The organism is Photobacterium andalusiense (assembly GCF_900185625.1).
GTDB classification, from domain to species: domain Bacteria; phylum Pseudomonadota; class Gammaproteobacteria; order Enterobacterales; family Vibrionaceae; genus Photobacterium; species Photobacterium aquimaris.
The window spans coordinates 1-14,228 of record NZ_FYAJ01000002.1 but is presented as its reverse complement, the minus strand read 5'-3'; the positions used below and the strand labels follow the sequence as shown (position 1 = coordinate 14,228).

The following is a 14,228-nucleotide window of genomic DNA, read 5'->3' as shown; positions in this document are numbered from 1 at the left end:
GTCATCTATTATGAAAAAATTAATATTTTAGATTAAGGCTTTTTGTCACGTAGAAATAAGGTAACATAGCGCTATAAATGCTAACGTACTAGATAGCATATCTTTAGAAAATAATAGGTTAGAATCAATGGATTACCAACATTACTATGAAACCATGATCGAAATATTGGTTGATAATTTTGATACAGATATTGGTGAATACAATGGTCAAATTGAATTATCTGTCGATGAATATAATGACAGCTGCAATATAGCTAAAGAATTTAATGTAGCTTATAACCCTGAGCACAGCGTACTTGATGTATTACACCAATCAACGCCAGAAAACGGTGAAATAACAACCTATCTTGTCTCAGCGCTAGCATTAGGGTGTTTAATTGATTATTTAGAAGATGAGCTTATTGTTGATTTCGATGACTAATCCAGATCATTAGTACTTATACAACAAAAAGCTAACAACGATAGTGGTTAGCTTTTTATTTTATGTTCCCTTTCTTAATATCAAGATTTTTATAATCTTCATACACATTAATCATGTCTTACAGGCAAGATCATCATTAAAAATATTAATTATTATAAATATCAATTGAAGATTAATTTATGTTCGCTAACATAAGGTAACTCATAACTTGTGATCACTATTTTATAACATAAGGCAAAGGATGCAGCCCAAAATATACATCAAACTAGAAGATACTATTTGGAAAGTTACCAACAATGGCCAGTGGTTGGTAGTAACTCCACACGAAGTGATTGATATTAGTTTACCTTTTATTACAGAGCATACGCATTTTAACGATGTAATTAGTCTTCACTTTAATGAAAAAGAAGTCCTAACGGATTTAGGCTAGTTTTCCCATTTGCTGTTTAATTTACAGCCCTGATTGAATATGACTTATTTCACATGTTGGCATGCAAATCCTACCTTTACATCATCCTTTTGCGAGCGATATTTTACCCCCGCATCGCTAAATAACATATAGTAGCTTTCAAGCGTATAATTATGTCATCTTTGTCTCTCTAGGTAACATTGATGTCAGATCATGATCTAGAAATATCTAAATGGCGACAACAGCGTAAAAAAGGCCTATTGCGGTTTATTGTGAGTAATAGCCTTCCCGCTTTTTTAGGTGTGATAATAGGAAAATTTATAGGTACTTTGCTAATTAATGATAACGGTTTTAGTGACGTATTTGTTCGAGAAATAATAATCAGTTTTATAGCTCTCGTTACTGTCTTACCATTATTAAGTATCCTTCACTGGCAATGGAAAGAGCGTAAATACCACCTCCATAATAAAAAATATAATCCCAAATCATTAGAAAATAGTAACGACTAAAGGATTTAAAATGACAATACAACAAAGAATAGCAATAGGTCTAGGTTCTGGACTACTAATAGGATCGGTTGCTACCGTATTACCTACTTTTCAATTTTGGTGTTTTGTTATCGGATTAACGCTACTTAATTACGCTATTATAACCAAGAAAAGCTAACGTTTCGCAATAGCTGCTAATTTATATTGGCATAACAATATTACTGGCATAACACAAATTGTGGTGGTCATAATGTCAGCCAGTGTGTGGTACTTTTGATGCATCATTAAAGCTGCATATCCTACCATCGAGAGGATCATTAATACGCTTAATTTGGGTGTATACACTATAAAATACCCGATAAAAACTAATGCAATTGCGGTGTGGGTACTGTAATCCAAATCAAATGCAGGCCAAATACCAATTGCATTATCAAGAAACATAATTGCATAGATAAAAACAGCCGATAGCACCACTCCCTCCAACTGAAATAAGCTCTTCTTGAACCCATGATGTCGCCCCGCCAACAGTATAAAAATAATGCATAAAATCACAATAATTGGGGTATAAAGATCGGCAATAAAAGCCCACTGTTCAAACGTCATTATTAGTATATCCCACAAAAAATAATCGTTATCTTCACATACATAACGAATTATTTCATCTGTTTGAACAGAGAGAAAAGAATAAGGGACAGCCACATCTTTTTAAGTTACAAAAAAACAACTATTCAACCAATAATTAATTCGTCTACTGTAAAATTACAGCTTCTTATTGAAATTCTTCGTTAAATCACCCCTATTCATATATTTCACGATCGACAATACCCACAACCCTGGCGGTTATTGCGGTATTTTCATCTTGTTATAAAAAACCATCTCTAGTTAGGATGTAGCTGATGACTCGCCAACTTTCCTTTACACCAATGCCCACCAACATGTTGTTTAAAGGCGCACATTCGGGACCATTTTCCGCTCACATTGGCATAGCGTTCCATAAATTGTTCACTATGCTCAAGCCAAGGAAAAGAATAAGGGACAGCCACATCTTTTTAAGTTACAAAAAAACAACTATTCAACCAATAATTAGCTCGTCTACTGTAAAATTACAGCTTCTTATTGAAATTCTTCGTTAAATCACCCCCTATTCATATATTTCACGATCGACAATACCCACAACCCTGGCGGTTATTGCGGTATTTTCATCTTGTTATAAAAAACCATCTCTAGTTAGGATGTAGCTGATGACTCGCCAACTTTCCTTTACACCAATGCCCACCAACATGTTGTTTAAAGGCGCACATTCGGGACCATTTTCCGCTCACATTGGCATAGCGTTCCATAAATTGTTCACTATGCTCAAGCCAAGCATCTACTGATATTCCCAGCTGTTGTAAAATTTTAGGCTGGCTAGATGATATAAAACCTTTTTTATTATTGCGAATACAGCGACCAGTCCAGCTAATCAATTCGAGATAATCGGCAAATGCAAAGTTTATCCCTGCTGTCTTGTTCTGATGTTCAGCACCTACAAAGGGCAATAATTGAAAATGACCTTTATTTGATGATGGTTGTTTAGTGGCGGTTTTAGGTTGCTGATATTCACGAATACGTTGCTGAATCGAGGTAAAATCTGATTGTTCTAATGACGGTGTAACGCCAGCCCGAATTGGATTTAAATCAACATACATCATGCAAGATAGTAACGCTTGTTCATCTAATAGTGCTTGAGACTTAAATCGCCCTTCCCAAAACGCGCCTTTGCATTGATCTTCTTTATTGGCTTTGCGGGCAATTTCTTCATTAAGGCAACGCATAAACCAGCTAATACTGCCTAATCTTTGCTGCCATTCAGTGACTAAATTTGATAACGCCTGCTGTTTTTCTGCGCCGACTTGTCCTTCTTTTAAGAAATCGACCGCAATAGGATGGCCATTAAATAACTGCAACCAGCGCGATATCACCGCTTTCGGCGTTAGTTTCTGTTGCTGCTCGGTATCTATTTTTAGCACCAAATGATAATGGTTGCTCATCACCGCATAAGCGCAAACATCAATACAAAAAACAGCTGATAATTGTTTGATTTTATTTACTATCCAGCCTCGACGATGATGATAGTTATTACTGTTATATGGATCGTCGCCACACAAATATGCTCGCCGTACACAGCGATTAATCACATGATAAAAAGGCGTGATTTGAGGCTCGATCAATTTGCGTCTTGAGATTGTCATTGGTTTCACCATAAGCAACTTGAAGCTTAATTGTAGTAGCTCATGGTTAATGTGCAAGGATATGGCTGTCCATTTTTTGTTTATTTTTTTGAAAAGGTATGGCTGTCCACTTTTTTATTTAAGAAATCGACCGCAATAGGATGGCCATTAAATAACTGCAACCAGCGCGATATCACCGCTTTCGGCGTTAGCTTCTGTTGCTGCTCGGTATCTATTTTTAGCACCAAATGATAATGGTTGCTCATCACCGCATAAGCGCAAACATCAATACAAAAAACACCTGATAATTGTTTGATTTTATTTACTATCCAGCCTCGACGATGATGATAGTTATTACTGTTATATGGATCGTCGCCACACAAATATGCTCGCCGTACACAGCGATTAATCACATGATAAAAAGGCGTGATTTGAGGCTCGATCAATTTGCGTCTTGAGATTGTCATTGGTTTCACCATAAGCAACTAGAAGCTTAATTGTAGTAGCTCATGGTTAATGTGCAAGGATATGGCTGTCCATTTTTTGTGGCTGTCCATTTTTTGTTTTTTTGAAAAGGTATGGCTGTCCACTTTTTTATTTTTGTTGATATACATCTAAAAATTAAATTTTCATTCAGATAAATAATCTAAATTAATTTAAAATCACAATATATAATTCATTTTTAATCTTTATCATGTTTAAAAAATATATCGTTCCTTCAGTACTATTAAGCTTTTCTAATATGGCTCTTGCCGATTCTCAGCAAATTTCTCTTAATAATGGCACCTATAATATTCCTGCTATTTTTTCTATACCTGATAACAAAACAGATCAGCAAGCTATGCCTGCAGTGATCATGCTTCATGGCACAGGAACACAAAAAGATGAAGTGGGTAATTTATATAAATCCTTAAGTGGAAAATTAGAAGCATTAGGGATTGCATCTATTCGTATCGATTTTGCAGGTAGTGGTGACAGTAAAACATCAGATTTAGAATATTCTTTATCTTCTGCTGTTCTCGATGGAAAGACCGCTTTTAACTATCTTCAAGCTAATCCACAAATAGATAAAAATCGTATTGGTGTTATTGGTTTTAGCCAAGGCGCATTGATTTCACAATTATTAGTAATCGAAGAGCCCAAGATTAAATCGTTAGCTGTCTGGTCTCCTGCTACCGGTAATGGTATTGAGCCAATGAAAGCTTTTTTTGAGCAATACTATGACGAAGCAAAACAAAACGGTTACGCATTAATTAAATATGATTGGCGCCCATCATTTAAAGTTAACCTAACATGGTTTGAACAATTAAAAGCACAACAATCTTTAACATTAATGAAGCAATTTACAGGATCCCTATTAGCGATTTCGGGCACTAACGATACCGTCTTACCGTGGGAAAATGCCAATACATTGATTATGGCATCAGGTAGTAAGGATGCAACAGCTATCATCGTCAAAGATGGTGATCATATTTTTAACGTCTTTGACCCAACAGCACATCAAAGTAAAGACCTATTAGAAATAACAGCCAATTGGTTTAATTCACGTTTATAACGCTTTGATTAGTAGAGATTAACAAGATTTACAGTATTTCAGATACGAAAAAGCCGCTGATAAATCAGCGGCTTTTCAATGTGTGGCGGAGAGATAGGGATTTGAACCCTAGATACGCTATAAACGTATGCCGGTTTTCAAGACCGGTGCTTTCAACCACTCAGCCATCTCTCCATGGCGCGTATAATACTGCACCAATAAATAGCTGTAAACCAAAAAGAAATTAACTGCTTAATTTTAAAGCATTCTAGTAGTTATTTTACTCAAAAATACAATTAAACAACAAAAGAGACATATTAGAGCACAATAAACGTACTCATTGCTATACTATAGCCAGAATCTTTATTTTCATTATCTCAGTAATGATCCGTTATAATATAAACAGTTAACCTATTATTAAATTGAAAAACACATGGCAAACAAATCAGATTTTACGGACGAAGAATACCAAGCTTTTGCTCAATTAATGGATGCTTATAATCGAACTTTTGCAATTTCACTCACAACTCTCACTTTATCTATTTTAGGTTTTATTGTTGCTGAGACTCAAATCGGTTACGCCATTACCAATAATATTCGCTGGATTTTTGGATTATTAGTAGCTTTACCGTTAACGATTACTGTTATTGGTTCTAAACGTGATTTCAATAACCTTTCATTTAGCATGCCTAAAACAATTTTATATTCCATACTCAACGCTATAAGTCTTATCACTATAATTGCTTTGGTTTTTAGCATTAATTAACGCTCAACATTTAACCAAATTAAAAATCCCACCATTGAACTTCATAATGAACCATCAAACCATTGGCGGTTCATTTATTAAACATTAACTGTAACCCGTTGATAATAATAAAACAATCATTAACATGTATTTTAAATGAATCTTTTATATTGACGGAACACCCACCGAGGAATAACATGTATTAAAAATACAACTTATGCGATTAAGGAATTTTAAAATGGCTATTCATGTTAAGAATAATATTACTTGGGTTGGACAGCGTGATTGGGAAGTTCGTGATTTTCATGGCACAGAATATAAAACAACCCGTGGTACTAGCTATAATAGTTATTTAATTCGTGAAGGTAAAAATGTATTGATCGATACTGTTGATCATAAATTTACTTTGGCTTTTCTTCAAAATTTAGAACAGGAAATTAATCTTAACGACATTGATTACATCGTTATTAATCATGCCGAAGAGGATCACGCAGGTGCATTAACTGAGTTGATGAGTCGTATTCCGAATACACCTATCTATTGTACAGAAAATGCAATTGATTCAATTGTCGGTCACCACCACCATCCAGAATGGAACTTCAACACCGTAAAAACAGGTGATACGCTTGATATTGGTAATGGTAAAGCATTAGTGTTTGTTGAAACGCCAATGTTGCACTGGCCTGATAGCATGATGACATACATGACTGAAGATGCAGTCCTGTTTAGTAATGATGCTTTTGGTCAACATTATTGCGATGAACGCCTATTTAACGACGAAGTCGATCAAAACGAACTACTCGATCAATGTCTACGTTATTACTCAAATATTTTGACGCCATTTAGTCCTTTAGTAACCAATAAAATTCATGAAGTTTTAGGCTTTAATTTACCTGTTGATATGGTCGCAACATCACATGGTGTTATTTGGCGCGATAACCCTACTCAGATTATTGAAAAATACCTTGAGTGGGCTAATCAATATCAAGAAAACCGCATCACTATTTTCTATGATTCTATGTCTAATAACACTCGAATGATGGCTGATGCTATTGCACAAGGGATCACTGAAGTTGACGATGACGTTATTGTACGGATCTTCAATGTTGCTCGTCACGATAAGAATGAAATTCTAGCGAATATGTTCCGCTCAAAAGGGGTACTTGTTGGTTCATCAACCATGAATAATGTCATGATGCCTAAAGTCGCGGGTTTACTTGAAGAAATTACTGGCTTACGTTTTAAAAATAAAAAAGCTGGTGCATTTGGTAGCTATGGCTGGAATGGTGGTGCTGTCGATCGTATTCACGCCCGTTTAACTGATGCTGGTTTTTTCACTACCGTTGGTCTTAAAACGAAATGGCGTCCAGATGGAAAAGCATTACAACAATGTCGTGAACACGGCAAAAAAATAGCCAAAGAATGGGCTCAAACTGAACGCCCATATGATCATTACACACCTTTCACAACCCAAATAACACCAGCATCAACTATACAAGTTGCAATTGATACACCAGAAATAGTCGAACCAACATCCGTTATTGAAGTAAAACCTACAACAAATACCGAATGTTGCACACAAGCAACCGCTGGCCAAAAAATGTTATGTACTGTGTGTCAGTGGATCTACGATCCAGCAGTAGGTGAACCTAACCAAGATGTTGCTCCCGGTACATTATGGCAAGATGTTCCTGACAGTTTTCTCTGCCCTGAATGTGGTATCGGTAAAGAAGTATTTGAACCTATAAACTAAAATAAGGTTAGCGCGTATAATGTCCAATCCAATTATTGTCATTGGCAGTGGCTTTGCTGCTTACCAATGGGTGAAATCATTTAGAAAGCTCGACCAAAAGACTGCAATAACTTTAGTAACCGCAGATCAAGGTGCTGATTATTCAAAGCCTGAGCTAAGCCATGTGTTTAGTCGAGATCAACAACCAACAGATCTTATTAAACAAACCGCTGTTGAATTTGCTACAGAACATAATATTGAATTACTCACTAATACGATCGTTGATGAGATCAATACCGACCATCAATGGATTCGTTTTAATCAGCAGCAATGGCATTATTGTTCATTGATTATTGCAACGGGTGCCAAATCTTTTGTCCCTAAATTTGAAGGGAATGCATTAGATAAAATCATTACATTAAATAGCCTTGATGAGTTAACACGTAACCACTCAAAAATTACTACAGCAAAACATATTACTATTTTAGGTGCGGGATTAATTGGCACTGAAATAGCCATAGATTTAGCTACAACAGGCAAGAAAATTACCTTATGCGATAAAGCCGCTGCCATGATGCCGACGTTACTGCCTGAGTTTATTGCCGCCGAGTTACATCATATACTGCAGCAAAAAAATATAGATCTACAATTAAATACTACCATCACTGCAATAAATACTGATGGTAAACAAATAACGATCTCGCAATTAAATAACAAAACGATACATACTGATGTTGTCATTGCCGCAATGGGATTAACACCACAAATTCGTTTAGCTCAACAAGCAGGAATCAAGACTAACCAGGGTATTATCGTTAATAATATGCTGCAAACATCGGCAGCTAATGTCTATGCCATTGGAGATTGTGCTGAAATAAATGGCAAAATAAGTGCGTTTATTCAACCAATTATGTTATCAGCAATGGCACTTGCCAAGACGTTGGCTGGAACGCCGACACCATTATCATTACCACCTATGTTAATCAAAGCCAAAACACCTTGGTTACCGTTAAGTTTAGCAGGAATAACCACTATGGAAGATATTCATTGGCAAATAGAGCGAGACAATGACGGTTATGTTGCTAAAGCGCACACTGATGATCAAACCTTAATCGGCTTTATTGCTACGCATAATAAGCAAAAACACGCCTTCGCATTATTAAGACAATTATCACCAACGTTATAATTCATTCAAATATTAACGCTATTTTCAGGCCCACTATTATTGTGGGCCAATTGTTTATCTCATCATGACATTACAGCGTTTATCTTTAATAAATAAATACACATATTTATTAAGGTGACATTATTCGTATCAGTCCACTCCAGCCAACCGATGCTCAATTTAATACTCATGAAATAAAAGTTAATAAAAACGTCAATAAATCTGACATATAACCATGCCAATATTGTGGTTTTTAGACGTAACGGTATTAATAGGCATGTTCACAAGACGATTATTCTTAAAAGGTACAGTAGCAACAATGGTCGCTACTTATTTGACTGGCTGTAATTCAAGTAGCAACAACAGTAATGACGATAAAGACAATACGCATCAAGATTGGAAATTGGTCATTTTACCTGATACTCAAAAATACTCTGAAAATAGCCCTGAACGTTACTTATCTCAAACTCAATGGATTGCTGATAATTGGAAAAATGAGCGTATCCCTTTTACGATCCATTTAGGTGATTTAGTTGAGCACGACGATCAACCAACAGAATGGCAAGCTGCAACCCAAGCGATGGATATTTTAGGCGCTTCAATAAATACCCCTTACTCCGTCTTATGTGGAAATCATGATTTAGCTGAGGGTGATAAATATGATATCAATCGACAAGATAGCGAACCGTTCCTAAACTACTTTTCTCAAGATAAGCTTTTATCAGTAACAACTTGTATTACTGTTAGTGAATGTGGCTTTAACAGTTGCCACCTCTTTAAAGCACCCAATAGCGATCAGCAATTTTTAGTCTTTGCTATTGATTGGAATCCATCACCACAAACATTTGATTGGGTACAACAAGTTCTCGATGATTATAAAGAAATACCCGCCATCTTCTCGACCCATCAATTATTAAATATTGATAGTGATGGTAAAAGCCCACTTATCACCTCAAAAGGCTTTGAATTTTGGATCGACTTTATCCACAAAAATGACCAAATATTCTTAACCATTAATGGTCACCATCATGGTGCTGCGAATATGGTTGCGCAAAATGCCTATGGCCGTGATGTATTAATGATGGTCGTCGACTACCAAGCTATGTATTGGGGTGGAAATGGTATGTTGCGCACTATTGGCTTTGACTACAGTAATAATAAATTAGTCATACGTTCATTTTCACCTTGGGTACAGAATATACCAGAAGATGAACGCACCCCCTTCGATCTACCAGATTTGACTGACGAATGTAACCAGTTTGAGTTTCCAATCAATTTCAATGACCGTTTTAGTCAATTAAATGAGGGAGAAATTATTACTCCTCCTGGCCTTATTGATGGCACTGTTGGTTACTGGTTGTTAGATCAAGAAAATATGATGCGCGTTGATAATGAAGGCGATATCACGACCATGTTTCAAGATCTATCCGGTAATGGTAGTCATTTTAAAATGCAACCCAGAAAAGCAAATCAAGCTGCTTTAAACAGCTATTTTGACTTTTCGAACTCAAAACCTAATAGCGGTAATTCATCTGGTTCTATTTTACTTAAAGGAAATAAAGCTACAGATAGCGGCGCTTATTTATCAACACTAGGTTCTGCTCTTACCCAAAATAACTGGGAACAAGGCTATACCATCGAAACTTTTCTCCAACTACCTGATGATTGGGAAAGTGATCGCTCTCGCTGGGGAGGTATTTTTTGCCAACAGGCCAGTTGTAATGATTTTACCCCTAACAGCGGTGAAGATCCGGCTATTGTAATGGCGATTTCTTCCTTACGCGAAATGCAATGGGTAACCATGGACAATAAAAAACAAGATACAACAACGGCTTGGTCATGGGATCTAGGCACCTCACGTTGGTTCCATATCGCTATTATTAACGATGGCCGATTCACGAAGATGTACATTGATGGTATTGAAGTTATGCGTAACCCAGAGCAACAAAGTACCGGTATTGCTATTAAAGAAAATGCTAATTGGTTAATTGGTTCTTCTTGTTCAAATGGTGAATTACATAATCCATTATATGGCTATGTTAGTGAGTTAAGAATAGTCAATCGTGCTCTGACGCTTAATGAATTACTCTTTAATAACTAGCTGTTATTTTATACGTTCGAATTAACAGGCCGCTAAGCTCCCCAATAAAGAGTACCAACTGAACTAAGAGGGAATTGTTATAGTAGTGGAAGCTAGCACCCTACTCTCGCGATCTCGAAACTCGAAACTCGAAACTCGAAACTCGAAACTCGAAACTCGAAACTCGAAACTCGAAAACTCGAACCCCAGCTTCACCAAACTCCAAACGTAAAAAAGCCCGCAATTGCTTGCGGGCTTTTCTATTTGGCTTCACTCTACTGGACTTGAACCAGTGACATATAAATTAACAGGCCGCTAAGCTCCCCAATAAAGAGTACCAACTGAACTAAGAGGGAATTATATGATGGTTGAAGCTAGCACCCTACTCTCGAAACTCGAAACTCGAAACTCGAAAACTCGAAAACTCGAAAACTCGAAAACTCGAACCCCAGCTTCACCAAACTCCAAACGTAAAAAAGCCCGCAATTGCTTGCAGGCTTTTCTATTTGGCTTCAGTCTACTGGACTTGAACCAGTGACATGTAAATTAACAGGCCGCTAAGCTCCCCAATAAAGAGTACCAACTGAACTAAGAGGGAATTGTATGATGGTTGAAGCTAGCACCCTACTCTCGCGATCTCGAAACTCAAAACTCAAAACTCAAAACTCGAAACTCGAAACTCGAAAACTCTACACTCGCTTCACCAAACTCCAGACGTAAAAAAGCCCGCAATTGCTTGCGGGCTTTTCTATTTGGCTCCCTCTACTGGACTTGAACCAGTGACATACGGATTAACAGTCCGCCGTTCTACCAACTGAACTAAGAGGGAATTATATGGTGGTGGGAGAAGGATTCGAACCTTCGAAGGCAGTGCCGGCAGATTTACAATCTGCTCCCTTTGGCCACTCGGGAATCCCACCGAAATTTAATGGTGCCGACTACCGGAGTCGAACTGGTGACCTACTGATTACAAGTCAGTTGCTCTACCTACTGAGCTAAGTCGGCACACTAATTTCTTTTTTATTGCTAAGCCTAAACTCAACAATTAAATTTGGCGGAGAGATAGGGATTTGAACCCTAGATACGCTATAAACGTATGCCGGTTTTCAAGACCGGTGCTTTCAACCACTCAGCCATCTCTCCAATGGCGCGAATAATAGCGGCTTCCTATTACTCTGTAAACCCTTTATTTATAAAGAATAACTCAACCGAACAGCATTTATTCAATTCGATCCTTCTCTGTTCAATCATGCGCACTATTCACGCTATATCTTCACATCGATGACTTGCTGACCGCAATAATATGTCATAAAAAGCTTTCGCTGCAGGTCCAGTCTTAGCTGCTTTAGGAAGCGTTAAATGTAGCGGTACTTGATATTTTTGTGCCTGTTCAACTTCAAGTACAACCACTTGAGCATTATTCCTATCTCTCACCATATGTTTCGGTAAACGACAATAACCAACACCTTGTTCTACAGCTTGAAATGCATGATCAAAATTATCAACGGTAATACGTTGTCTCGACTTCAACCAACCAACATCCTGCTGACGTTTTTGTGCCGGTTCACAGCCTAAATCTCTGATCACTATTTGAGGCAGCATCGACATATCAGTAAGAGAGACTATTGTTTTTAATGCCAATGGATGATACTTAGCCACTATTGGCACCATGGTTATAACACCAAAAGCTTCTGCTGGATAATTTGTTATTGGTAAATTAATAATTGAAATATCAGCCAATTCCTTCATTACCATATCAGTAGTTTTTGTTAATGATGTTTCAACAACTTGAATTGAGGTTGCCCCATTAGCACTGATGTATTGCTGCATTGGCTTATAGAGCCAAGTTAAATCACATAAATGGTCTACAGCAATGGTTATTTCAGATTCAAAGCCTCTGGAAAGCTGCTGGCTTATATCTTCTAATTCACGCGCTTGTTCTAGCATCGTCGTTGCACGTCGTAATAAAGATTTACCTTCTTCAGTCAATACCGCTCGACGCCCTTGTACCTCAACAAGTGCAATACCTAATTGTGACTCAAGCTTTTTAACTGAATAAATAAGAGTGGTATGGCTTTTGTTTAATACAATTGCTGCCGCTTGAAAACTACCTGCACGATCGATTTCATACAATGTTAGCCACTGGTCTAATGTGCTTTTCAATCTCATATGTCTAATTTTTTCACAGTTAAATCCAATATTATGAACTTTCCTGTTTATTTTTTATAGAGAATAATACATCACACAAACTCATACATTAAAGAGACGAGCAGATGACTAAGCTACTTCAAGTTGATTTTGAATTTAACGGACCTTTTGGCGAAGAGATGACAGTTGCATTGATGGATCTTGCTAAATCTATCAACCAAGAACCAGGGATGATTTGGAAAATTTGGACTGAAAACGCACAACAAAAATTAGGTGGTGGGATCTATCTTTTTGAAACTGAAGCAACAGCAAAGGAATATTTAGCTATGCACACTGTACGCTTGCAACAATTAGGAATATCTCAAGTACGTGGCGTTATTTTTGATATTAATCAACCACTCACCAATATTAACCAAGGACCAACAACTGACACCTTCTCGTATTAAGGCGCCAATATGACAAATAAAACATTTTTAACATTCCATGGTTGTATTTATTTAGTTTTTGCATTAGCACTATTTTTTATTCCAAACATTATGTGGCCAATGTATGGCGTTGAAATAAATGACAAATATGCTTACTTTTTATCACAACATACCACTATTTTTTTAGGCGGTATTGCAGCGATTAGTTTACTGCTAAGAGATATTGAGGCTGGTATTACTGCGAAAAAACTATTCACTGCATTATTAATTTTAAATATTTTAGGTGCTTTAATTACAGTTTATGCTGGCGTTACGGGGATTTTTGTTGGTTTTGGTTGGAGTGATCCTGCTTTTTTCATTACTCTTTCGATTTTCACCTATCTACAATTAAAAAAACAATAAAGAGTACCAACTGAACTAAGAGGGAATTATATGGTGGTTGAAACTAGCACCCTATTCTCGTAACCTCAAAACTCTACACTCGCTTCACCAAACTCCAGACGTAAAAAAGCCCGCAATTACTTGCGGGCTTTTCTATTTGGCTCCCTCTACTGGACTTGAACCAGTGACATGTAAATTAACAGGCCGCTAAGCTCCCCAATAAAGAGTACCAACTGAACTAAGAGGGAATTGTATGGTGGTTGAAGCTAGCACCCTATTCTCGTAACCTCAAAACTCGCCACCCGACGATCGAACCCCAGCTTCACCAAACTCCAAACGTAAAAAAGCCCGCAATTGCTTGCGGGCTTTTCTATTTGGCTCCCTCTACTGGACTTGAACCAGTGACATACGGATTAACAGTCCGCCGTTCTACCAACTGAACTAAGAGGGAATTATATGGTGGTGGGAGAAGGATTCGAACCTTCGAAGG

The 14,228-nt window shown here is 37.1% G+C and carries 14 protein-coding genes and 7 tRNA genes; 10 read left to right on the top strand and 11 right to left on the bottom strand.

Features of this window, described 5'->3' with window-relative positions; translation table 11 throughout:
- Positions 1 to 127: 127 nt before the first annotated feature.
- From PAND9192_RS05530 to PAND9192_RS05520, 3 genes are all read left to right on the top strand, one after another.
- Positions 128 to 421, top strand: a complete 294-nt coding sequence (locus PAND9192_RS05530) for a hypothetical protein (RefSeq protein ID WP_087852925.1) — start codon at positions 128 to 130, stop codon at positions 419 to 421.
- 241 nt (positions 422 to 662) lie between these two features.
- A complete protein-coding gene (locus tag PAND9192_RS05525) occupies positions 663 to 851 on the top strand; it encodes a hypothetical protein (RefSeq protein ID WP_087852924.1) in 189 nt (62 codons plus the stop codon).
- A 182-nt stretch (positions 852 to 1,033) separates the two neighbouring features.
- The gene (locus tag PAND9192_RS05520) at positions 1,034 to 1,339 is read left to right on the top strand and encodes a hypothetical protein (RefSeq protein ID WP_087852923.1); all 306 of its coding nucleotides are present in this window, start codon (positions 1,034 to 1,036) and stop codon (positions 1,337 to 1,339) included.
- A 153-nt stretch (positions 1,340 to 1,492) separates the two neighbouring features.
- Here PAND9192_RS05520 and PAND9192_RS05515 read toward each other — a convergent pair whose 3' ends face one another.
- The 3 genes from PAND9192_RS05515 to PAND9192_RS05505 form a co-directional block, all read right to left on the bottom strand.
- Positions 1,493 to 1,921, bottom strand: a complete 429-nt coding sequence (locus PAND9192_RS05515) for a hypothetical protein (RefSeq protein ID WP_087852922.1) — start codon at positions 1,919 to 1,921, stop codon at positions 1,493 to 1,495.
- Between the two features lie 620 nt (positions 1,922 to 2,541).
- The gene (locus PAND9192_RS05510; RefSeq protein WP_087852921.1) at positions 2,542 to 3,549 is read right to left on the bottom strand and encodes a transposase; all 1,008 of its coding nucleotides are present in this window, start codon (positions 3,547 to 3,549) and stop codon (positions 2,542 to 2,544) included.
- Between the two features lie 80 nt (positions 3,550 to 3,629).
- Positions 3,630 to 3,995 carry a transposase gene (locus tag PAND9192_RS05505; protein ID WP_087852920.1) on the bottom strand — a complete coding sequence of 122 codons (366 nt, stop codon included), beginning with the start codon at positions 3,993 to 3,995 and terminating at the stop codon, positions 3,630 to 3,632.
- Positions 3,996 to 4,270: 275 nt separating this feature from the next.
- Here PAND9192_RS05505 and PAND9192_RS05500 point away from each other — a divergent pair, with 275 nt between their 5' ends.
- A complete protein-coding gene (locus PAND9192_RS05500) occupies positions 4,271 to 5,083 on the top strand; it encodes an alpha/beta hydrolase (RefSeq protein ID WP_159458208.1) in 813 nt (270 codons plus the stop codon).
- A gap of 83 nt (positions 5,084 to 5,166) precedes the next feature.
- Here the strand turns inward: PAND9192_RS05500 and PAND9192_RS05495 are convergent.
- Positions 5,167 to 5,257 (bottom strand) — tRNA-Ser (locus PAND9192_RS05495).
- A gap of 238 nt (positions 5,258 to 5,495) precedes the next feature.
- On the opposite strand from PAND9192_RS05495, the gene PAND9192_RS05490 reads away from it, so the two are divergent.
- The 4 genes from PAND9192_RS05490 (at position 5,496) to PAND9192_RS05475 (ending at position 10,805) form a co-directional block, all read left to right on the top strand.
- Positions 5,496 to 5,828 carry a hypothetical protein gene (locus PAND9192_RS05490; protein ID WP_087852918.1) on the top strand — a complete coding sequence of 111 codons (333 nt, stop codon included), beginning with the start codon at positions 5,496 to 5,498 and terminating at the stop codon, positions 5,826 to 5,828.
- Positions 5,829 to 6,045: 217 nt separating this feature from the next.
- On the top strand, positions 6,046 to 7,560 hold the full coding sequence (norV, locus tag PAND9192_RS05485) for an anaerobic nitric oxide reductase flavorubredoxin (protein WP_087852917.1): 1,515 nt from the start codon (positions 6,046 to 6,048) through the stop codon (positions 7,558 to 7,560).
- Between the two features lie 19 nt (positions 7,561 to 7,579).
- Positions 7,580 to 8,725 (top strand): NADH:flavorubredoxin reductase NorW, encoded by a 1,146-nt coding sequence (gene norW / locus PAND9192_RS05480; protein ID WP_087852916.1) that lies wholly within the window; start codon positions 7,580 to 7,582, stop codon positions 8,723 to 8,725.
- A gap of 256 nt (positions 8,726 to 8,981) precedes the next feature.
- Positions 8,982 to 10,805 carry a LamG-like jellyroll fold domain-containing protein gene (locus tag PAND9192_RS05475; protein ID WP_234998969.1) on the top strand — a complete coding sequence of 608 codons (1,824 nt, stop codon included), beginning with the start codon at positions 8,982 to 8,984 and terminating at the stop codon, positions 10,803 to 10,805.
- Positions 10,806 to 11,537: 732 nt separating this feature from the next.
- Here the strand turns inward: PAND9192_RS05475 and PAND9192_RS05470 are convergent.
- From PAND9192_RS05470 to PAND9192_RS05450, 5 genes are all read right to left on the bottom strand, one after another.
- A tRNA-Asn gene (locus PAND9192_RS05470) sits at positions 11,538 to 11,613 on the bottom strand.
- Positions 11,614 to 11,619: 6 nt separating this feature from the next.
- Positions 11,620 to 11,704 (bottom strand) — tRNA-Tyr (locus PAND9192_RS05465).
- A 9-nt stretch (positions 11,705 to 11,713) separates the two neighbouring features.
- A tRNA-Thr gene (locus PAND9192_RS05460) sits at positions 11,714 to 11,789 on the bottom strand.
- 47 nt (positions 11,790 to 11,836) lie between these two features.
- Positions 11,837 to 11,927 (bottom strand) — tRNA-Ser (locus tag PAND9192_RS05455).
- A 117-nt stretch (positions 11,928 to 12,044) separates the two neighbouring features.
- Entirely contained in the window at positions 12,045 to 12,953 is a 909-nt protein-coding gene (locus tag PAND9192_RS05450) for a LysR family transcriptional regulator (RefSeq protein ID WP_087852914.1), read from the bottom strand.
- Positions 12,954 to 13,057: 104 nt separating this feature from the next.
- Here PAND9192_RS05450 and PAND9192_RS05445 point away from each other — a divergent pair, with 104 nt between their 5' ends.
- Positions 13,058 to 13,378, top strand: coding sequence for a monooxygenase (locus PAND9192_RS05445; RefSeq protein WP_087852913.1), 321 nt, complete (start codon positions 13,058 to 13,060; stop codon positions 13,376 to 13,378).
- A 9-nt stretch (positions 13,379 to 13,387) separates the two neighbouring features.
- Positions 13,388 to 13,759: a hypothetical protein gene (locus PAND9192_RS05440; RefSeq protein ID WP_087852912.1), complete on the top strand. Its 372-nt coding sequence runs from the start codon at positions 13,388 to 13,390 to the stop codon at positions 13,757 to 13,759.
- 137 nt (positions 13,760 to 13,896) lie between these two features.
- Here PAND9192_RS05440 and PAND9192_RS05435 read toward each other — a convergent pair.
- Positions 13,897 to 13,986 (bottom strand) — tRNA-OTHER (locus PAND9192_RS05435).
- A gap of 127 nt (positions 13,987 to 14,113) precedes the next feature.
- Positions 14,114 to 14,189, bottom strand: a tRNA-Asn gene (locus PAND9192_RS05430).
- Positions 14,190 to 14,228 lie beyond the last annotated feature (39 nt).